Consider the following 19,996-nt stretch of genomic DNA (forward strand, 5'->3'; position numbering starts at 1 on the left):
CCCCGAGGTCGGGACTGCTCGAGTACTTCTCGCTCTACGAGGAGAAGAACGACGGCCCGGCAGCGGTGATCTTCAGCGACGGCGACGTCGTCGGTGCCCGGCTCGACCGGCTCGGCCTCCGCCCGCTGCGCTCGGTGCAGACGGCCGAGTACCTGATGGTGTCGTCGGAGGCCGGCCAGGTCGAGTTCGCCGCGGACGAGGTCGTGCACCGCGGGCGCATCGAGGCCGGCGGCATGCTCGTCGTCGACCACCGCACCGGCACGCTCATGCGCACCCGCGAGGTGCTCGAGATGCTCGCGGCACGGAAGCCCTACGGCGCCCTGCTCGACGCGGCGCGCGTCAACCTGGACGACGTCCCGGCGCCGGAGTACCAGCGCACGACGACCACCCTCGGCTACGAGGGCGACCTGTCGCTCGCGGGCCGCTACGTGGCGTACTCGCTGAACCAGGAGAGCTTCCGGTTCATGCTCGACCCGATGCTGCAGAACGGCTCGGAGCGGATCTCGGCGATGGGCTACGGCAACGCCATCAACGCGCTCAGCGACACCGAGGGCGGCATGGCGAAGTACTTCTCGCAGCGCTTCGCCCAGGTCACGAACCCGCCGCTCGACTCGATCCGCGAGGCCGACGGCATGTCGATGCGCGTGGCACTCGGGGCGAAGCCGGACGGCACGGGCACGGCCAGCCGACAGCTGGTGGTGCAGTCTCCGATCCTCGGGCACCTCGACATGGTGCGCCTGCGCGAGCAGGACATCGTCCCGCTCGAGCGCTTCGAGATGCTCTACGTACCGGTGCTCGGCGACGAGCAGGCGAACGCCGACGCGGTCCGTGCCGCGACCGAGCAGCTCGCCGAGGCCGTGACCGCGTTCGCCGAGCGGACCGGCGGGATCGCCGTCCTCACGGACCGCAACGTGTCATCGACGCACGCGGCCCTGCCGGTGATCCTCGCCGTGGCCGCCGTCAACCAGCGACTCATCGAGACCGGGCTGCGGCTGCGGGTGTCCGTGGTCGCCGAGTCCGGTCAGCTCCCGTCGTCGCACCACGTGGCGACGGCCCTCGGCTTCGGTGCCGCGGCCGTGTACAGCCTCAGCGCACGCCTCCGTGCGGAGGAGAAGTACCCCGCCGCCCCCGCACCCGCCGGTGAGCTGACCGCGACCGACCTCGCGCTCAAGCGCTTCCGGAAGGCGGCGGAGAAGGCCCTCGCGAAGACGATGGGCCGCGTCGGGCTCTGCACGGCCGAGAGCTACATCGGCGGCGAGTTCTTCGAGCCGAACTACCTGGACACCCGCGACGACCTGCTCGCCCGGGTCTTCCCGCACATGCAGGCCCCCGTCGGCGGTGTCGGATTCGCCCGCATCGCCCAGGCCGCCACGGACTGGCACGAGCGCGCCCGCACGGTCGCCTCCGAGGGCCAGGTGCCGATGCTCGGGCTCTTCAAGGAGCGTTCGGACGGTGCCGGGCACTCGTTCGGTGTCGCGAGCGTGCGCGGCTTCGGCGGCATGACCGAGGAGCGTCCGTCGTTCGAGCGCTCCGGCGACTCCGAGGCCCTTCGGCTGCTCACCCTCGGGCAGCTCGACGACGCCTTCGGCATCACCGACACGGCGTACCGCAACACCGGCTACGACCGGCTGAGCGACGCCGAGATCGACGCGCACCGGATCACGCCGGGCTACGTCACGTTCCTGCAGACCACGCACGACGAGCGCTCGCGCCGTCCCGCGGCGCTCCGCGACGTGCTCGCCCTGCCCGCGGACGTGACCGGCATCGACACGGCCGAGGACTTCGCCCGCGAGCTCGGCCGCTTCTCGACCAGCGGCAACGCCAGCGTCACGGTGCGCGGGCTCTCCGGCTCGCGTCCGTCGGACGACCAGGACCTGCCTGGAGGCACGGCGCGCTTCCGCCTCGAGCTCACGTCGACGGGGACCACGGGTGCACTGCGCCACGCCGCCCTCGCGGACGGCCTCGCACTGCTGCACCCCGGCCAGGTCGACGTCGACTCCGTCGACGACGCCCAGGTGACGCTCCGCGCCACCGGCTCCGCGGTCGAGCTGCTCGCCCTGTTCGAGCACGCCCCGGCGAGCGTCCCGCTCGACGAGGTCCAGCCGGCGCACGAGATCACCCGGACCCTGGCGTCCGGCGCGATGAGCCACGGCGCGCTCGTCGCGACCGCGCACGAGGCGGTCGCGCACGGCACGAACATGGTCGGGGGCATGTCGAACAGCGGCGAGGGCGGCGAGCACCACTCCCGCTACGGCACGATCCGCGGCTCGCGGATCAAGCAGTTCGCCTCCGGACGGTTCGGCATCTGGGCGGGCTACCTCGCCGACCCGATGCTCGAGGAGCTCGAGATCAAGATCGGCCAGGGCGCGAAGCCGGGCGAGGGCGGCCAGCTGCCCGCGCCGAAGGTCACGGTGGACATCGCCGCGGCGCGTGGTGGCACGCCCGGCGTCGAGCTCATCTCGCCGCCCCCGCACCACGACACGTACTCGATCGAGGACCTCGCGCAGCTCATCCACGACTGCAAGGCCGCCCGCGTCCGGGTGATCGTGAAGCTCGTGTCCTCCGAGGGCATCGGCACCATCGCGGTCGGTGTGGCCAAGGCCGGTGCCGACGTCATCAACGTCGCCGGGAACACCGGTGGCACGGGCGCCGCGGCCGTCACGAGCCTGAAGTACGCCGGCCGCTCGGCGGAGATCGGCGTCGCCGAGGTCCACCAGGCCCTCGTCGCGAACGGCCTGCGCCAGAAGGTCACGCTCCGCTGCTCCGGCGCGCACCAGACCGGCAGCGACGTCGTCACGAGCGCGCTCCTCGGCGGTGACAGCTTCGAGTTCGGCACCACCGCGCTGATGATGCTCGGCTGCGTGATGGCGAAGAACTGCAACGTGAAGTGCCCGGCGGGCCTCACCACGAACGCCGAGGCGTTCGAGGGCGACCCCCGCGCGCTCGCGCAGTACCTGCTGAACATCGCGCACGACGTGCGGCAGATCCTCGCCCGCCTCGGTCTGCGCTCCCTGCGCGAGGCCCGGGGCCGCACCGACCTGCTGCAGCTCCTCGACCACCCGGCGTCGGTCGGGCGCCTCGACGTCCGGAACCTGCTCGCGCAGGTCCCGGAGAAGGTCGTGACCGACCCGGAGTACCTCGAGAAGGACTTCCACACCGACGACGCGCTGCTCGAGCGGGTCCGCACGGCCCTGATCGACCACGAGCAGGCGCACGTGCTCGTGCACGGCGTCCTGCTCGGCAACAGCGACAAGTCCGTCGGCGGTCAGCTCGGCATCGACGTGGAGCGCCTGCTCAACCACGAGCTCCGCGACACCGACCTGTCCGGGCACCCGGCCATCACCACGGACGACCGCGGCCGCCGCCGGCTCGTCGACGGCGCGGTCACGATCCGCACGCTCGGCTCGGCCGGGCAGTCCTACGGCGTGTTCAACAACGACGGCATCGACCTCGAGCACACCGGCACCGCGAACGACGGTGTCGGCAAGAGCCAGAGCGGCGGGCGGATCATCGTCCGCGCCCCCGGCGGCGGGAGCACCGGGCAGGGCGGCAACGTCCTCGTCGGCAACTTCGCGCTGTTCGGCGCGACCGGCGGCCGCACGTTCGTCGAGGGCGAGGCCGGCGACCGGTTCGCCGTGCGCAACTCCGGGGCGACCGCGGTCGTCGAGGGCGTCGGCGACTTCGGCTGCGAGTACATGACGGGCGGTGCCGTGTTCAACCTCGGCGCCTTCGGCAAGGGGCTCGGCAACGGCATGTCCGGCGGGTTCCTGTACCAGTACGACCCGTCCGGCGAGGTCACCGAGCGTGCGAGCACCGATTCGCTCCTGGTGTTCCCGGTCACCGACACCGAGCGCGGGGCGTTCCACGAGGCAGCGGCGCGCCTGCTGCTCGAGTGGCACCTCGAGGCGACGGGCTCGGCGCTGGCCGAGCGTCTGCTCGCCGAGTGGGAGACCACCCGCCAGCACGTGTACGTCGGCATGCCGCGGGCGCTCCTGCTCACCCAGGACGCCGACGAGATCCTCGCCGCCGCGACCCGCCCCGAGCTGCTCGACGAGCTCGCGAACTCGGTGGCGACCGACAAGCTCCGTGCGTTCAAGGTCGACTACCGCGACCGGCGCACCGTGCTCGACGGCCGTGCCCCCGCGCTCGGCGACCAGGGCGACGACATGTTCTCGCTGCTGTCCTCGTACACCGTGCTCGGGGTCGCGCAGGACGTCGCGCAGGAGCGGGTCCCGGGCGGCGGCCCGAACGACCCGCGCGTGACCGAGGCCGTGAAGAACCTCGTCCTGACCGAGGACTTCCAGGTCAAGCAGCGCGTCGTGAAGTACCTCCGCAGCACGTTCGACCGGTTCGCGGACGACGAGCTCGCGACCCTCATCGCCGTCAAGCGACTCGACGACTCGAAGCGTGCGCTCGCGCAGCGGAACAACCGCAGCACGGACATGCCGGGCACCACGGGGTGGATCATGCACCAGAACGCCAAGAACGCCGGACGCGTCCGGGCGGCGCGCTTCGACGAGCTGCTCGCGAACGCGGCGCTCGAGGACATCGCCGGCCGTGCGCCGCAGGCCCCGACCGAGGTGGTGTCGGCATGAGCACCCTCCCTCCCACCGGGCGGCTGATCCCGGTCGACGCCCCGTTCTCCGCGGCGCAGGAGTCCTGGCTCGCGGGGTTCATCGCCGGGATCGCCGCCGCGGGCAAGCGGGCCGCCGGTGGTGCCCCGACGACGACGGTCGACGTGCTGTTCGGCACGCAGACCGGCAACGCGGAGTTCCTCGCCGACGAGCTGGTCGCCGGCGCGAAGGCGCGTGGCCTCGGTGGTCGCACCACGCCGCTCGACGCCGTCACGCCGGAGCAGCTGGCCTCGATGTCGCACGTGCTCGTCGTGACCTCGACGTACGGCGAGGGCGAGATGCCCGACAACGCCGGACTGTTCTGGGACGCGATCCAGGCGACCACCGTGCCCCGGCTCGAGGGGCTGCAGTACGCCGTCCTCGGGCTCGGCGACACGAGCTACGACGAGTTCTGCCAGGCCGGCAAGCTCCTCGACACCCGCTTCGAACAGCTCGGCGCGACCCGCATCCACGACCGCGTCGACTGCGACGTGGACTTCGAGGACCCCGCCGCGCTGTGGACCGCCGCGGTGCTCGACCGTCTCGCGGCAGAGGCCGGCGCGCAGCCGAGCGCATCCGGCCCCGCCGGCGACCCGGCCACGTCGGCGACCGCGACCGGCGGGGCGGGCACGAGCCGTGCCTCCCGGCCCGGTTCCCGGTGGAACAAGCGCAACCCGTACCCGTCCGCCCTGGTCGAGAACCGGCTGCTCTCCTCGCCGCGCAGCGCGAAGGAGATCCGCCACTACGAGTTCGACCTCGGCGACTCCGGGATCGAGTACGCAGCGGGCGACGCACTCGCCGTCGTGCCGACGAACGACGAGGTGTTCGTCGGCGAGCTGCTCGAGCAGGTCGGCGCGAACGGGTCCGAGACGCTCGACGGCCGCGCGATCGCCGAGGTCCTCCGGACGGACCGCGAGATCCGGACGCCCTCGAAGGACCTCATCGCGGACCTCGTGCAGCGCGCCCCGTCGTCGGAGCTCGCCGCCGTCGTCTCCCACGGCGACAAGCACGAGCTCGACCGCTGGCTGTGGGGTCGCGACGTGCTCGACCTGCTCCGCGACGCGGGACCGGCGGCGCCGGGACTCGACGAACTGCTGCCGAACCTCCGGCCGCTGCAGGCACGGCAGTACTCGATCTCGTCGAGCCCGCTCGCGCACCCGGACCGGATCCACCTGACGATCGCGTCCGTCCGCTACGGCGACCCGCACCGCATGTACGCCGGCGTCGCCTCGACCTTCCTGGCGGACCGGGTCGACCCGGACGGCACGGTCGACGTCTACCTGCAGCCGAACGCGTCGTTCGGCGTGCCGGCGGACGACAGCGCACCGATGATCATGGTCGGACCGGGCACCGGCATCGCGCCGTTCCGCGGGTTCCTGCACGAGCGCGCCGTCTCCGGGGCGACCGGGCGGAACTGGCTCTTCTTCGGGGACCAGCACCGCGACACCGACTTCGTCTACGAGGACGAGCTCACCGAGCTGCAGCAGCAGGGCGTGCTGGACCGACTCGACCTGGCGTTCTCGCGCGACCAGGCCGAGAAGGTCTACGTGCAGACCCGGATGCTCGAGCACGCCCCGGAGCTGTACGCCTGGCTCGAGGACGGCGGCCACTTCTACGTGTGCGGCGACGCCTCACGCATGGCGAAGGACGTCGAGCGGGCGCTCCTGACGGTCATCGCCAGCCAGCGGGGTCGGGGCGAGGACGACGCGCAGGCGTACCTCGCCGACATGCGCCGCGGCAAGCGGTACGTCCGCGACGTCTACTGAGCGGCGAGGGCGGCGCCCGGCACACGACCGGGCGCCCCGTCCGTCGCCCCGGTGCGGAACCCGAATCCACGACCAGGGCGACGGAGAGGGGGCGCTGTGGGCCGGGAGACCCCTGATCCGGGACTCCTCGCACGACGCGTGGTTCCCCCTCTTCCCGCGCGTGCTGCCGTCATCGGATCCCTGGGCCGGAGTCGATCGCTCGCGCGGTACGCCCACCGTACCCACGAGCGGGGATGTGCGCGACCCTCGGTTCCTCGTGCTCGGGCGGAGACCGGTCTAGCGTGGTCCCGAACGGACGGCTGCGCGCGTCGCAGTCACCGAACCGACGGGAGCCACTGATGCCGACCACGTCCGTCCACACCGACCCCGAGGAGCTCACCGTGACCCTCGTGGCCGAGTTCCCCGTCCCCGTCGAACGCCTCTGGGCAGCGTTCGCGGATCCCCGGCAGCTCGAACGCTTCTGGGGCCCGCCCGGGTTCCCCGCAACGTTCACGTCGTTCGACCTGCGCCCCGGCGGCGTCGCCCACTACCGGATGACCTCGCCCGAGAGCGAACGGTTCCACGCACTCTGGCAGGTGTCCGAGGTCGACGAACCCCGCCGGATCGCCTTCCGCGACCTGTTCTCCGACGCTGAGGGCACGGTCGACGACGCGCTGCCCGCGAGCGAGACCGTGCTGTCGTTCGAGGCCGTCGGAAGCGGGTCACGGGTGACGGTGCTGACGTCGTTCGCGTCCGCCGCCGACCTCGACGCCATGCTCGAGATGGGCATGCTCGACGGCTACGAGCAGGCGTTCGGTCAGCTCGACACGGTGCTGGCCGACCTCCGCGAGTACGCCCTCGGCCGGGGCACGGTCACCGAGATCGTGGACGACACCCACGTGGCCATCACCCGCGCGTTCCGGGCGCCGCGGCACCTGCTCTGGCGTGCGTACACGGAGCCGGAGCTGATGCGGCGCTGGCTGCTCGGCCCGGACGGGTGGGAGATGACGGTGTGCGAGGACGACCTGGTCGTCGGCGGATCGTTCCGGCAGGCCTGGGCGCCCGTCGGGGACACCGAGGGCGAGGCGTTCGGGTTCGAGGGCGAGCACCTCGTCATCGAGCCGGAACGCCGCATGGTCACGACCGAACGGATGACCGGTGCGCCGTTCCCGGCCAACGTCAACGACCTGCAGTTCGACGAGGCCGACGGCGTCACGCTCATGACGCTCCGCATCACCTACCCCGACCGCGAGCAGCGGGACATGATCCTCGCGACCGGCATGACGGACGGCATGGAGACGAGCTACCAGCGTCTGGAACGCGAGGTCCTGTCCGCAGCGGCGTGAGTCGTGCGGGACGGGAGGGACGGTGCCAGCGGGCACCGCGCCTCCCGTCCGTCAGGCGGTCGCGTCAGCGCTGCGTCGCCTCAGCGCTGCGTCGCCTCAGCGCTGCGTCGCCTCAGCGCTGCGTCGCCTCGTAGCGGCGTGCGCCGCCGCGCACCCCGGCGAAGCGGTACGGCGCAGCCGTGACCCGCGGACGCTCGACGTCCTCGCTCGTCGCGGCACCCGCGGCGTGCAGCTCGCGGTAGGCGTCGACCGAGAGCGGGACCCGTGCGGCGAGGAGCTCGCGGACCCGCCCCTCGCGGCGGTGCTCGCGGTACGCCGGCTGGACGATGCCGGTGATGAGCTCGCCGACACTGCCGGATCCGTAGCTGAACAGCCCGATGCGCTCCCCCGCGAGGTCGTCGTCGAGGTCGAGCAGGGCCGCGAGCCCGATCCAGAGCGACGCCGTGTAGGTGTTGCCGGTCTGCTTGTTGTACGTGAAGCCGAGGGCGAGCTCGGACTCGTCGAAGGGCACCCCGACGTGCTGCGTGAGCTTCCGGTGCGCCTTGAGCGCCATCTTCGTGAACGGCTGGTGGTGGACGAAGCGCACGATGTCCTCGTACGCCGGGCCGCCCTGCGCCGCGAGGTCGTCCCACGCCCCGACGAACGCGTCGACGTAGGCGCTCACGGACAGGCGGCCGTCGACGAGTGCGGTGGAGCGGTCGTTCGGCCGCCAGAAGTCGTCGACGTCGGCGGTGAAGACGCCGGCGGCCGGCTCGATCTCGATGAGGTCGGGGTCGGCGGCGATCAGCATCGCGGCGGCGCCGGCACCCTGCGTCGGCTCGGCGGCCGTGTCGACGTCGTACCGGGCGACGTCGGCGGCGATGACCAGCACGCGCTCCCGCGGAGCCCGCGCGACGATCCCGAGGGCGAGCTGCACGGCCGCGGTCCCGCCGTAGCAGGCCTGCTTCAGCTCGACGACGCGGACGTTCTGCGGCAGCCCGAGCAGTCCGTGCACGAACACCCCGGCGGCCTTGGACTGGTCGACGCCGGACTCGGTCGCGAACAGCACCGTGCGGATGCCCTCGGCACCGTGTCGGTCGATGATCTCCTTCGCCGCGGCGGCGCCCATCGTGACGATGTCCTCGTCCGGCGCGGGCACGCTGAACGCGTCCTGCCCGATGCCGACGTGGTACTTCGCCGGGTCGACGCCGAGGCGCTCGGCGAGGTCGTCGAGCTCGAGGACGTGGTGCCCGGTCGCGACGGCGAGGTCGTGGATGCCGATGCGGGTCATGCTGCACCTCCGGCAGGCTTGGCGCCACGGCGTTCCATGGCGACGTGGGCGGCCATCAGCTCGCCCGGGTTGGTCTGCGCGGCGAGCAGGGAGAGCTCCCCGCACAGGACGGTCGCGGCGCACAGCGCGGCGAGACGGCGGGCGTTCGCGCCGGGCTCGCGGTCCTCGCGGCAGCCGAGACGCGCGAGGGCGTCCTCGACGACGGGCAGGTCACCGCCCTTGCCGTTGCCGACCGTGCCGACGATGAGGTGCGGGAGCGAGGTCGCGAAGTACAGGTCGCCGTCGCGGTCCTCGGCGCTCGTGATGCCCTGGGAGCCCTCGACGATGTTCGCGGCGTCCTGTCCGGTGGCGAGGTAGAACCCGAGGAGCATGTTCGCGTAGTGGGCGTTCGCGGAGCGGATGGCCCCGGCGATGGTCGACCCGACCAGGTTCTTCGCGACGTTCAGCTCGGCGATCCGGGCGGCGCTCGACCGCAGGCGCTTCTCGACGACCTCGCCCGGGATGACGATCTCGGCGACGGTGTTCCGGCCGCGTCCGCGGAGCCCGTTCACCGCCGTGGCCTTCTTGTCGGTGCAGAAGTTGCCCGAGACGCTGACGTACCGCAGGCCCGGCTCCCACGCGAGGATCGCCGGCAGGAGCTTGTCCGCCGCCTGCGTGACCATGTTGTGCCCGGAGGCGTCGCCCGTGGTGAACGCGAAGCGCAGGAACAGCAGGTCCCCGACGATCTCCGGGTGCACCTCGATGAGCTTCGCGAGCGGCTCTGCCCGGCGACGATCTGCTCGAGCTCGTCCTGCCGCGCGAAGATGCGCCCCGTCGCCAGGTGCGCGGCGCCGGCGCTGTCGGCACGGACGACGACCGAGCGCGTCATGCGCTCGTCGACGACGGTCGCGACGATGCCGCCCTCGACCATGCGCGAGATGCGGGCACCGCGGCCGACGGACGGCCAGAGCGGCGACTCGTACGTGGCGAGCGGCACCTCGTGCTCGCCCTCCACCGCGTTGCCGCTGATGCGGATCGGCCCCACCCACTTCGTGGGGATCGGGGTCAGCAGGTCAGTCATCGACGCTCCCTTCGGGCGCTTGCACCGCGACGCTGAGGTGTCTGATGTCGTGCGCCTCCCAGGCGCGGTGGATGCCGGCGAGGTCGGTGTCCGCCGGGACGAGGGCGATGCCGCAGTCGCCGCCGCCGGCACCGGACGGCTTGGCCGCCCCGCCCGCCGCTTCGACGACGTCGCACAGGGTCGCGAGTCGCTCGGTCTCGATCTGCGAGCCGACCGACGTGCCGAGGCGCTGGAGCAGGCCGCGAGCGCGACGGAGCGCACCGAGGGCCCGCTCGGCGTCGCCGGTCTGCAGGCCCGCGGTGAGGTCGTCGACGCAGGCGCGGCTCTCGTCGAGGAAGGCCTGGTAGCCGCCGTTCCGGTGCCGACGCACGACGCCGACGAGCTTCGTGGTCGACGCCGGTGAACCGGTCCAGCCCACGAGCAGCTCGAAGTTCTCGGGGGCGGGCAGGCGCTGGACGTCGAAGCCCTCCCACGCGTCCTGGTCGCCGAGGATCTCGGTCACGGAGCGGGTGTCGAGCTGGGCCGCGAGCCGCTCACGGTCGGGCGCGCTGTAGCGCAGCCAGCCGCCGAACGTGCTCGCCGCGAGGTCGCCGCCCGATGCCCGCGGGTTGACCCGGATCGTGGCGAGCAGGGCGACCTGGAACCGCTTCCGCTGCGAGAGCCCCAGCCCGTAGAAGCGGTCGAGCGCCCCCACCGTCGCGACGGTCACGGCAGCGGAGGACCCGAGCCCGAACTTCCGGCCGCTCGCGTCGTCGAGCTGGCTGTGGATGCGGAGGTCGTGGAAGCGCGGTGCGATGCCCTGCTCGGCTCGGAGCTTCTCGACGAGGTCGATCGTCGCCATCACGTAGTCGTAGGGGTGGTGCTCGGTGTCGAGCGCGATGCCGTCCTCGGCGCGGGTCCACGTGAGCGGGAGGTGTCCGTACTCCTCGGAGTGCACGCTGCCGGCACCGTGCCCCTCGCTCACCCGCGCGGTGATGGCGCGGTCGAGGGCGATGATGACGGACGGCTGCCCCGGCTCGACGACGGCGTACTCCCCCGCGACGAACAGCTTGCCGTGGGCACGGAACTCGATCACTCGGCGGACTCCTCTGGTCGGACCACGCCCGGTGCGTGTGCCGCCGGGTCCTCGGTCCCCGTTCCTTCGGAGCCGACCAGGTACGCGCCTGGTCCGGTACCGGACTCGATGACGTCGCCGAACGACGCCAGCGCCGTGGCGACGGCCGAGCGGTCCTCCGGCTTGCAGAGCACGACGACGTTCGGGCCGGCGTCGGCGGTGGCGTACGCCTCGAGTCCGGCGGCGCGCAGTTCGCCCACGGCGTCGAACACGGCGACGCTGCGGGCGTTCAGGTACCGGATGGGCGGGAAGGCGCCCTCGATCGTGGCGTGCATGCGGAGCGCGTTGCTCTCGGTCAGCTCGCCGATGCGGGTGAAGTCACCGGCGGCGCAGGCGGTGAGCACGTCACCGACGGTCTCGGTGGTCGAGGTGACCCAGGCCGGGTAGAACGGCGACGTCGCGATGGTGCGTCGCATGGCCTCGCGGGAGCCGATCGGTTTCGGGCCGGCGTCGATCGTCACGACGACCATGGCCATCGGCGGCGCGGGGATCGGTTCGGCGTAGGAGCCCTGGTCGTCGCCGGCGTGCCACACCGCGACCCCGCCGGGGATCGACCGGGTGGCCGAGCCGGAGCCGCGACGGGCGAGCCGGGACAGGTCGCGCGGCGACAGGTCGAGCCCGTAGGCCGCGGCGGCGGCGGTGGCGAGCGCGGCGAACCCCGAGGCGCTCGAGGCGAGGCCCGCACCGGTCGGGACGGTGTTCTCGGAGACGACGGACGCGCGCGCGGAGGACCCGGCGAGCTCGCGCACGAGGTCGAGGAACTGCGTGACCCGGACGAGCGCCCCGTCGGTCGTGAGGGCACCGTTGAGGGTCAGGGTGTCGTCCGCGGTGTCCCCGACGGTGACCGACGTCGTCGTCGGGAACACGTCGAGCCCCATCGAGACGCTGCCCGTGGCCGGCAGGGCGAGGGCGGCGTCCGCCTTGCCCCAGTACTTGACGAGGGCGATGTTGGGGTGCGCGACGGCGGTGGCGGTCATCAGGCGCGGTCTCCGATCGTGGTGGTCCAGGTGGCTGCGGCACCTGCGCCGCGCAGTGCGGCCGCGATGCGGTCCGCGTGGTCGTCGTCCGTGGCGAGGGCGATCACGCACCCGCCGCGGCCACCGCCCGTGAGCTTCGCGCCGAGGGCGTCGGCCGCACGTGCGGCGCCGACGAGCCGGTCGAGGTCGTCGCTCGACACGTCGAGGTCGCCGAGCAGCCCGTGCGCGGCGTCCATCGTGGCACCGAGCGCCTGTGCGTCGCCGTCCACGAGTGCCGCCCGCGCGCGTCGGGCGAGCGCACCGATGCGGTCCACGACGGCGTCGGTGGCGTCCGGGTCGGCGTCGTGGCGGGCACGGACGGCCGCGACCGCCTCGCGCGTGTGACCGGGCACGCCGGTGTCGGCGACGACGAAGGCGAACCGCGCGCCGAGCTCGACCGGTCCGATGCGGCCGCCCTCGAACCAGACGGGCGCGTCCGCGACGACCCCGCGGGCGTCGAGGCCGGACGGTCGACCGTGGGCGACGCGCTCGCACTCCTGGATGAGGTCGTGGTGCGTCTCGGCGTCGAGGGGCTCGCCGAGGGCGTCCGCGACGGCCGCGGTCACCGCCGCCGCCACCGCCGCGCTCGAGCCCATGCCCCGGGCGGTGGGGACCGCGCTGTCGACACGCACGTGGAACCGGCGGTCCGTCGCGCCGAAGTGGCGGAGCGTCGCGGTGACGGCGGTCACGGTGGGCATCACGGCGGCCGGGGCGAGGTCGAGCGGTCCGGTGTGCACGGCGGACTCGAGGTGGTGCCCCTCGGCGCCGTCGGTCGGTGTGACCGTCGCGACGACCACGGCGTCGAGGACCGGCAGCACGAGCGCGGGTGCGCCGTAGACCACGGCGTGCTCCCCGATCAGGATCGTCTTGCCGTGGGACGACGCCCTACCGGTGCGGCGGGTGGGGCCGGCTCCAGTGGTCGCTGAGTTGTCGAGGTCGTTGGTGGTCATCGTGGGTCACGTCAGCCTAACCGTCCCGGCCAGGGGCGCGCTCGACGGTGTCCGTACCCCGCCCGTGCGCGCGCTGCACGAGGTCCGCGTTCGGGGCGTACGGTGATCGTCAGCATGCTGACTACCCGAGGAGCCGCCACGTGAGCACCCACCACACCCCCGACCGTCGACGCTGGGCCGGACTCGTCGTCATCAGCATCGCCGTCTCGCTCATCATCGTCGACTCGACGATCGTGAACGTCGCGATCCCGAGCATCGTCCGCGACCTCGACATCGGGTCGACGGCGGTGCAGTGGGTGCAGGAGAGCTACACCCTGGTCTTCGCGGCGCTCCTGCTCGTGTTCGGCTCCCTCGCCGACCGGTTCGGCCGACGGCGCCTGCTGGTCGTCGGCGTCTCCGTCTTCGCGCTCGCGTCGGTCCTCGCCGCACTGGCCCCGACGGGCGACCTGCTCGTCCTCGCCCGCATCGCGCAGGGCGTCGGCGGCGCGATGGTCCTGCCGACGACCCTGTCCCTCGTCAACGCGACCTTCACCGGGCGCGAGCGCGGGATCGCCTTCGCGGTCTGGGGCTCGACGATCGGCGGCATGGTCGCCGTGGGCCCGCTGCTCGGCGGCTGGCTGACGACGGACTTCTCGTGGCGGTGGGCGTTCGGCATCAACATCCCGCTCGGCGTCGCGATCGTCATCGGCGCGTACCTGACCGTGCGCGAGTCCCGCGACACCGTGCACGCCGGCCGGATCGACGTCGTCGGCGCGGTGCTCAGCGTCGTGACGAGCGCCGCGCTCGTGTTCGGCCTCATCGAGGGACGGACGTACGGCTGGTGGACGAACGCCACCCGGTTCACCGTCGGCGACTGGACCTGGCCCGGACCGCTGTCGCCGATCCCGTACGCGTTCCTCGTCTGCGTCGTCGCGGGCGTGGCCTTCGTGCTCTGGACCCGGCGGCGGCAGCGCGCGGGCCGCTCCACGCTCATCGCGCTCGACCTCTTCACGATCGGGTCGTTCCGGAACGGGTCGATCGCGGCGCTCATCGTGTCGCTCGGCGAGTTCGGCATCATCCTCTCCCTGCCCATCTGGCTGCAGAACGTGCTCGGGTACTCCGCCCTGCAGACCGGGTTCGTGCTGCTCGCCCTCGCGATCGGGTCGTTCGTCGCGAGCGGGTTCGCCGCGACAGCCGGCCAGCGGATCGGCGCACTCAGGATCGTGCGCATCGGCATCGCCGCCGAGATCGTGGGCGTCGCGGCGATCGGCTTCGTCGTGACCTCGTCGACGCCGTGGTGGGCGATCGTGCCGTGCCTGTTCGTCTACGGGTTCGGCGTCGGGCTGGCGACCGCGCAGCTGACCGGCGTCGTGCTGCGCGACGTCCCGGTCGAGCGGAGCGGCGAGGCCTCCGGCGCCCAGAGCACCGCGCGCCAGATCGGCTCGGCGCTCGGCATCGCGGTGCTCGGCACGGTCTTGTTCACCTCGACCGGGACCCTGCTCCAGCACCGCCTCGAGGACGCCGGCACCCCCGCGGCCACGGCCGCGCAGATCGCCGACGCCGTGGTGGCGTCGTCCGGCGGGTCCATCGCCGCCCTCACCGAGCAGAGCCCGACCGCCGGAGCCGCGGCGGCCGAGGCGTTCAGCGACGGCACGCGCGCCGCGGCCTGGTCCGCCGCGGGCTTCCTCGTGCTCGGCCTCGCGGCGACACTGCGGCTGCGCAGCCGCCCCGAGGACGTCGAGGACGGTGCGGCCGAGCCGACCCGTCAGCGCACCGACGTGCCCGACTGACGGACGCACGGCGCGGGTCGGCCCCGCACCGCGCCTCCCGGTCCGCGGTCCGCGGCACCGCCTGCGCGGCGAGCCGTCCGGATCAGACGGCCAGGCGCTCGAGCAGGCCCGCGAGCGCCTCGCGCTCGTCCGGCGTGAAGCGCTCGAGCAGACGCCGCTCGGTCGCGAGGTGGTCCGGCAGCACCCGGTCGAGCAGCTCCTTGCCCCGGGCGGTGAGCTCGACGATCTTGCCCCGGCCGTCCGAGGGGTTCGCAGTCCGCCGCACGTACCCGAGCGACTCCAGGCGGTTCAGCCGCTGCGCCACGGCGCTGGAGGTCACCATCGCCTGCGTCGCGAGCTCGACGGGCGTCAGCCGGTACGGGGCACCCTGCCGGGCGAGGGAGGCGAGCACGTCGAAGGTCGACGCGTCGATCCCGTGCCGGGCGAAGGTCGCGGCGAGGACCCCCTCGACCGCGGTCGCCGCCCGACTCAGGCGCCCGATGACGGCCATCGGACTCGAGTCGAGGTCCGGACGTTCCGTACGCCACTGCGCGAGTACTCGATCGACGTGGTCCACGCCGCGATCCTAATCGCTCAGCACTGAGCTACATTTACTCAGTGCTTAGCAATCGACTTCCGCTCATCGCCGTGACGGCGCTCGCTCCGGCGCTCTGGGGCACCACGTACTCGGTCTCGACGACGTTCCTCCCGCCAGGGCACCCCCTCCTCACCGCCACCCTGCGAGCCCTGCCCGCGGGCCTGGTCCTGCTGGCGGTCGGCCGGCGCCTGCCGCGCGGCTCGTGGTGGTGGCGGTCGCTCGTGCTCGGTACCCTGAACATCGGTGCGTTCTTCGGGTTCCTCTTCGTGGCCGCAGATCGACTGCCCGGAGGCGTCGCGGCGGTGATCGGCGGCGTGCAACCCCTGCTCGTCGCCCTGCTCGCATCCCGGTTCCTCGGCGAGCGTCTGACACCGGTGACGATCGCCGCCGGCACCGGTGGGCTCGTCGGCGTCGCCCTGGTCGCGCTCCGCGCCGAGGCGGCACTCGACCCGGCCGGAGTCGCCGCCGCCCTGCTCGGCGCGGGGTCGATGGCAGTCGGCGTCGTGCTCACGAAGCGCTGGGCCTCGACCGAGCCTCCGATCGTGACGACCTCATGGCAGCTGCTCGCCGGCGGACTCCTGCTGGCCGCACTGACCGCCGTGGTGGAGCCGCTCCCGACCTCGGAGGTGACACTCGGTGCCGTCGGGGCATACGCCTGGCTGGCGATCGTGGGGACGGCGTTCGCGTACCTCGTCTGGTTCCGTGGCGTCGCGTCCCTGCCGACCCGGGTGCCGGCGTTCCTCGGGCTCCTCAGCCCGGTCGTCGCGCTCGCGATCGGGACCCTCGTCGCCGGGGAGACGCTCTCGTCCGGGCAGGTCGTCGGCGTCGCCGTCGTCCTCGCGGCGGTCGGGACAGCGGTGATGCTGGGAGGTCGACCGGCGCGCGACCCGGCCAGATCGAAGACAGGTGTCCGCGATAAGGTTGTGCACAACTGAATTGCGTGCAATCCTTGTGGCATGCCCGTGACCGACGAGATGGTGTGCTTCTCCCTCTACGCGGCGAGCCGTGCCACCACGCAGGCGTACCGGTCCCTGCTCGAGCCATGGGGCCTCACGTACCCGCAGTACCTCGTCCTCGTGACGCTGTGGATCGAGGGCGACCAGACCGTCTCGGGCCTCGGCGACCACCTGCAGCTCGACTCCGGCACGCTCTCGCCGCTGCTCCGTCGCATGGAGCAGGGCGACCTCGTCCGCCGCGAGCGCCGCAGTGCCGACGAACGCGTCGTCACGGTCACACTCGGTGACCGCGGCCGCACGATCCGCGGCGAGCTCGCCCACATCCCGTCGACGATCGCCGCGGGGATGGGCCTGGCCGACGAACACGCCGCGACGGAACTCATCGCGACGCTGCACCGGCTGACCGAGACCATGCACGCCGCCGCGACGCCGGACCGCGCCGCAGCGGACCACTGACCCCCACGAAGGAAGGAACCACATGGAAGCCCTCTACACCGCCGAGGCCCTCTCCACCGGAGCCGGTCGCGACGGCCGCGTCGCCACCAGCGACGGCTCGTTCGCGCTCGACCTCGCGATCCCCAAGGAGATGGGCGGCTCCGGCGCCGGCACCAACCCCGAGCAGCTCTTCGCCGCCGGGTACGCCGCGTGCTTCCACTCCGCACTGCAGGGCGTCGCCCGCAGCCAGAAGGTGAAGATCGCCGACTCGTCCGTCGGCGGCCGCGTGCAGATCGGCCCGAACGGCGAGGGCGGCTACCAGCTGGCCGTGCTGCTCGAGGTCGTCCTGCCCGGGCTCGAGCACGACCAGGCCCAGGCCCTCGCGGACGCCGCGCACCAGGTCTGCCCGTACTCGAACGCGACCCGCGGCAACATCGACGTCACCATCACCGTCTCGGAGGACTAGTCCATGAGCACCGCCCCCACCACCATGCGTGCCGTCGTCCACCACGAGTTCGGCGAGCCCGCCGACGTGCTGACCGCCGAGGACCGCCCGGTCCCCACCCCCGGCGCGGGCGAGGTCCTCGTCCGCACCGTCCTCTCCCCGATCCACAACCACGACCTGTGGACCATCCGCGGCACGTACGGCTTCAAGCCCGAGCTGCCCGCGGCCTCCGGCACCGAGGCGCTCGGCGTCGTCGAGGCCCTCGGCGAGGGCGTCACGAACCTCACCGTCGGCCAGCGCGTCGCCGGCGGCACCTTCGGCGTCTGGGCCGAGTACTACGTCGCGAACGCCGCCGGGCTCGTCCCGGTGCCGGACGCGATGACCGACGAGGACGCCGCGCAGCTCGTCTCGATGCCGTTCAGCGCCATCAGCCTGCTGCACTCGCTCGACCTGCACGAGGGCGACTGGCTCATCCAGAACGCCGCCAACGGCGCGGTCGGCCGCATGGTCGCCCAGCTCGGCAAGGCCCGGGGCATCAACGTCATCGGGCTCGTCCGTCGCGCCGCCGGCGTCGAGGAACTCCGCGAGCAGGGCATCGACCGCATCGTCGCCACCGACGCGGACGACTGGCAGGACCAGGTCCGCGCGATCACGGGCGGCGCCCCGATCGTCGCCGGCGTCGAGTCCGTCGGCGGCAAGGCCGCCGGTGACATCGCCTCGGTGATGGGCGAGAACGGCACCCTCGTCGTCTTCGGCGCGATGGCCTCCCCCACCCTCGAGATCCCGTCGGGCAAGGTCATCTTCGGCCAGCTCACGGTCAAGGGCTTCTGGGGCGCCGTCGTCAGCAGGACGATGGACGCGCCGCTCAAGCAGCAGCTCTTCGGCGAGCTCATCTCGCGCGTGCTGGACGGCTCGCTGACCCTGCCGGTCTCCGAGGTCTTCCCGTTCGACGAGGCCCGCGCCGCGGCGCGCGCCAGCGACACCGCCGGCCGCGTCGGCAAGGTGCTGCTGCGCCCGTAACGGCGACGACCAGGCGGACGGGAGGCGCNNGGNGANNGGNNGGGTCNGNGTGCGGNCNGGNGGGCGCGGGATGCGNGCGCCGCAACGCGTCTGCCTGTCCCAACCACCCGACGGGCCGTCCGTCCTCGTCGACGACCGGCAGGCCCGCGGGGTCGGCGGCATCGACGACCTCCCGGACGACCTCGTCGAGCGGGGCCGTCGCCGACACCGCGGCCACGTCGGCGACCACGTCCGTGACGGGCCGCTCGGCGAACGCGGTGTCCCCGAGCACGGCGTCCCCGACGGACCGCGCCGTGACGACCCCGGCCAGGCGCCCGGCCCCGTCGACCACGACCACCGGACCACCCCCGGCCCCCTCGATCGTCTCGAGCGCCTGCCCGGCAGTCGCCCCGGTGTCGAGCACCGGTCCGAGCGGCCGCGCCGCACCACCCGCCGTCGATGGCTCCGGGGACCGGACCGCGGCGTCGGTCAGGTCGACACCGCGGCGACTGAGCTTCAGCGTGTAGATCGTGTCCCGCGAGAGCACCTTCGACACCGCCCCGGCGATCACGACCGCGACGACCAGCGGCAGCACGAGTTCGTACGCACCGGTCAGCTCGAACAGCATGATCCCCGCCGTGATCGGCGCACGCGTCGACCCGGCGAAGACCGCGCCCATCCCGACGACGGCGAAGGTGCCCACCTGCTCCTGCATCGACGGGTCGATCGCCGCGACGACCTCGCCGAAGGCCGCGCCGGTCATGGCGCCGATGAAGAGCGAGGGCGCGAACACCCCGCCGGATCCGCCGATGCCGAGCGTGAGCGACGTGGCGACCACCTTGCCGACCACGAGCACGGCGAGGAAGCCGAGCGCGTACTGCCCGGCGACCCCGCGTTCGAGCACCGGGTACCCCACGCCGTACAGCTGCGGCAGGACCAGCAGCACGCCTCCGAGCAGCAGCCCGCCGACGACCGGGCGGAGCCACTCCGGCCCCCGCGTCGCGCGCCACAGGACGTCGCAGGCGTCCTCGACGAGGTACAGCACGCGGGTGAAGCCGATGCCGATCGCCCCGGCGAGCAGCCCGAGCAGCGCGAAGAGCAGGTACTCGGGCGGCGTGATCGACCCGATGGACGGCAGGTGCAGGAAGGCCGCGTCGCCGAAGACGGCGCGGCCGACGAGCGCCGCGGTGACGCTCGCGATCGCGACCGCGCCGAACGAGGTCGGGGTGAAGTCCCGCAGCAGCAGTTCGAGCGCGAAGAAGATGCCGGCGACGGGGGCGTTGAAGGTCGCCGAGATCCCGCCGGCCGCGCCGCACGCGACGAGGGTCTTCAGGCGCACTTCCGGCATCCGGGCCCGTCGACCTCGTCGTCGTCGCCGGGGACGTCTACGACCGTGCCGTCCCGCCGGTCGACGCCGTCCGGATGCTGTCACGGGTGCTCGAACGGCTGGCCGAGACCACCACGGTCGTGGTCACGCCGGGGCACCACGACTCCGCCGCCCGGCTCGGCTTCGGCGCCGGTGTGATGGACGCGCGGGTCCGGATCCTCGCCGAACCCGCCGGCATCGCCACGCCCGTCCTCGTCGACGACGCTCACGGTCCCGTCGCCGTCTACGGCATCCCCTACCTGCACCCCGACCTGACGCGGTACGCCCTCGCCGCGGGCCCCGAGAAACGTTCGCCCGCTCCCACAGGCCGTGGT

At 72.9% G+C, this 19,996-nt stretch carries 13 protein-coding genes and 3 pseudogenes; 9 read left to right on the plus strand and 7 right to left on the minus strand.

Features of this window, described 5'->3' with window-relative positions; all coding sequences use genetic code 11:
• The 3 genes from I5E_RS01520 to I5E_RS01530 form a co-directional block, all read left to right on the plus strand.
• Positions 1–4,595, plus strand: a 4,595-nt coding sequence (locus tag I5E_RS01520) for a glutamate synthase-related protein (protein WP_022905439.1), incomplete at its 5' end; no start/stop codon positions are given.
• Positions 4,592–6,379 (plus strand): sulfite reductase subunit alpha, encoded by a 1,788-nt coding sequence (locus I5E_RS01525; RefSeq protein WP_022905440.1) that lies wholly within the window; start codon positions 4,592–4,594, stop codon positions 6,377–6,379. The genes I5E_RS01520 and I5E_RS01525, both read left to right, overlap by 4 nt.
• Before the next feature lie 338 nt (positions 6,380–6,717).
• Positions 6,718–7,704, plus strand: coding sequence for an SRPBCC family protein (locus I5E_RS01530; protein ID WP_022905441.1), 987 nt, complete (start codon positions 6,718–6,720; stop codon positions 7,702–7,704).
• A gap of 112 nt (positions 7,705–7,816) precedes the next feature.
• Here the strand turns inward: I5E_RS01530 and I5E_RS01535 are convergent, their stop codons facing one another.
• From I5E_RS01535 to mvk, 5 genes and pseudogenes are all read right to left on the minus strand, one after another.
• Positions 7,817–8,974 carry a hydroxymethylglutaryl-CoA synthase gene (locus I5E_RS01535; RefSeq protein WP_031261022.1) on the minus strand — a complete coding sequence of 386 codons (1,158 nt, stop codon included), beginning with the start codon at positions 8,972–8,974 and terminating at the stop codon, positions 7,817–7,819.
• A pseudogene (locus I5E_RS20900) lies at positions 8,971–10,034 on the minus strand (hydroxymethylglutaryl-CoA reductase). The gene I5E_RS01535 and the pseudogene I5E_RS20900 overlap by 4 nt, the downstream one beginning before the upstream one ends.
• Positions 10,027–11,109, minus strand: coding sequence for a phosphomevalonate kinase (locus tag I5E_RS01545; RefSeq protein ID WP_022905443.1), 1,083 nt, complete (start codon positions 11,107–11,109; stop codon positions 10,027–10,029). Before I5E_RS01545 ends, I5E_RS20900 begins: the two are co-directional and overlap by 8 nt.
• Positions 11,106–12,125, minus strand: coding sequence for a diphosphomevalonate decarboxylase (mvaD, locus tag I5E_RS01550; protein ID WP_022905444.1), 1,020 nt, complete (start codon positions 12,123–12,125; stop codon positions 11,106–11,108). Before mvaD ends, I5E_RS01545 begins: the two co-directional genes overlap by 4 nt.
• Positions 12,125–13,114, minus strand: coding sequence for a mevalonate kinase (gene mvk, locus I5E_RS01555; RefSeq protein WP_022905445.1), 990 nt, complete (start codon positions 13,112–13,114; stop codon positions 12,125–12,127). The genes mvaD and mvk overlap by 1 nt, the downstream gene beginning before the upstream one ends.
• 140 nt (positions 13,115–13,254) lie before the next feature.
• Here mvk and I5E_RS01560 point away from each other — a divergent pair, with 140 nt between their 5' ends.
• Entirely contained in the window at positions 13,255–14,883 is a 1,629-nt protein-coding gene (locus tag I5E_RS01560) for a DHA2 family efflux MFS transporter permease subunit (protein WP_022905446.1), read from the plus strand.
• Positions 14,884–14,965: 82 nt separating this feature from the next.
• On the opposite strand, the gene I5E_RS01565 is transcribed toward I5E_RS01560, so the two are convergent.
• Complete coding sequence (locus tag I5E_RS01565) at positions 14,966–15,439, minus strand: MarR family winged helix-turn-helix transcriptional regulator (protein ID WP_022905447.1); 474 nt, start codon at positions 15,437–15,439, stop codon at positions 14,966–14,968.
• Positions 15,440–15,480: 41 nt separating this feature from the next.
• Between I5E_RS01565 and I5E_RS01570 the strand changes: the two genes are divergently transcribed.
• From I5E_RS01570 to I5E_RS26165, 4 genes are read left to right on the plus strand one after another with little or no spacing between them, the layout of a single operon-like run.
• Positions 15,481–16,395 carry an EamA family transporter gene (locus I5E_RS01570; RefSeq protein WP_042723472.1) on the plus strand — a complete coding sequence of 305 codons (915 nt, stop codon included), beginning with the start codon at positions 15,481–15,483 and terminating at the stop codon, positions 16,393–16,395.
• Between the two features lie 21 nt (positions 16,396–16,416).
• Entirely contained in the window at positions 16,417–16,872 is a 456-nt protein-coding gene (locus I5E_RS01575) for a MarR family winged helix-turn-helix transcriptional regulator (RefSeq protein WP_022905449.1), read from the plus strand.
• Positions 16,873–16,894: 22 nt separating this feature from the next.
• Positions 16,895–17,317 (plus strand): organic hydroperoxide resistance protein, encoded by a 423-nt coding sequence (locus tag I5E_RS01580; protein ID WP_022905450.1) that lies wholly within the window; start codon positions 16,895–16,897, stop codon positions 17,315–17,317.
• A gap of 24 nt (positions 17,318–17,341) precedes the next feature.
• Positions 17,342–18,316 carry a zinc-binding dehydrogenase gene (locus I5E_RS26165; protein ID WP_031261026.1) on the plus strand — a complete coding sequence of 325 codons (975 nt, stop codon included), beginning with the start codon at positions 17,342–17,344 and terminating at the stop codon, positions 18,314–18,316.
• An 88-nt stretch (positions 18,317–18,404) separates the two neighbouring features.
• Here the strand turns inward: I5E_RS26165 and I5E_RS23150 are convergent.
• Positions 18,405–19,643: pseudogene (locus tag I5E_RS23150) on the minus strand (chloride channel protein); the annotation flags it as partial.
• Between the two features lie 59 nt (positions 19,644–19,702).
• Between I5E_RS23150 and I5E_RS01595 the strand changes: the two are divergent.
• Positions 19,703–19,996: pseudogene (locus tag I5E_RS01595) on the plus strand (exonuclease sbcCD subunit D); the annotation flags it as partial.

The organism is Curtobacterium sp. B18, from assembly GCF_000333375.1.
In the GTDB taxonomy this organism is placed as follows: domain Bacteria; phylum Actinomycetota; class Actinomycetes; order Actinomycetales; family Microbacteriaceae; genus Curtobacterium.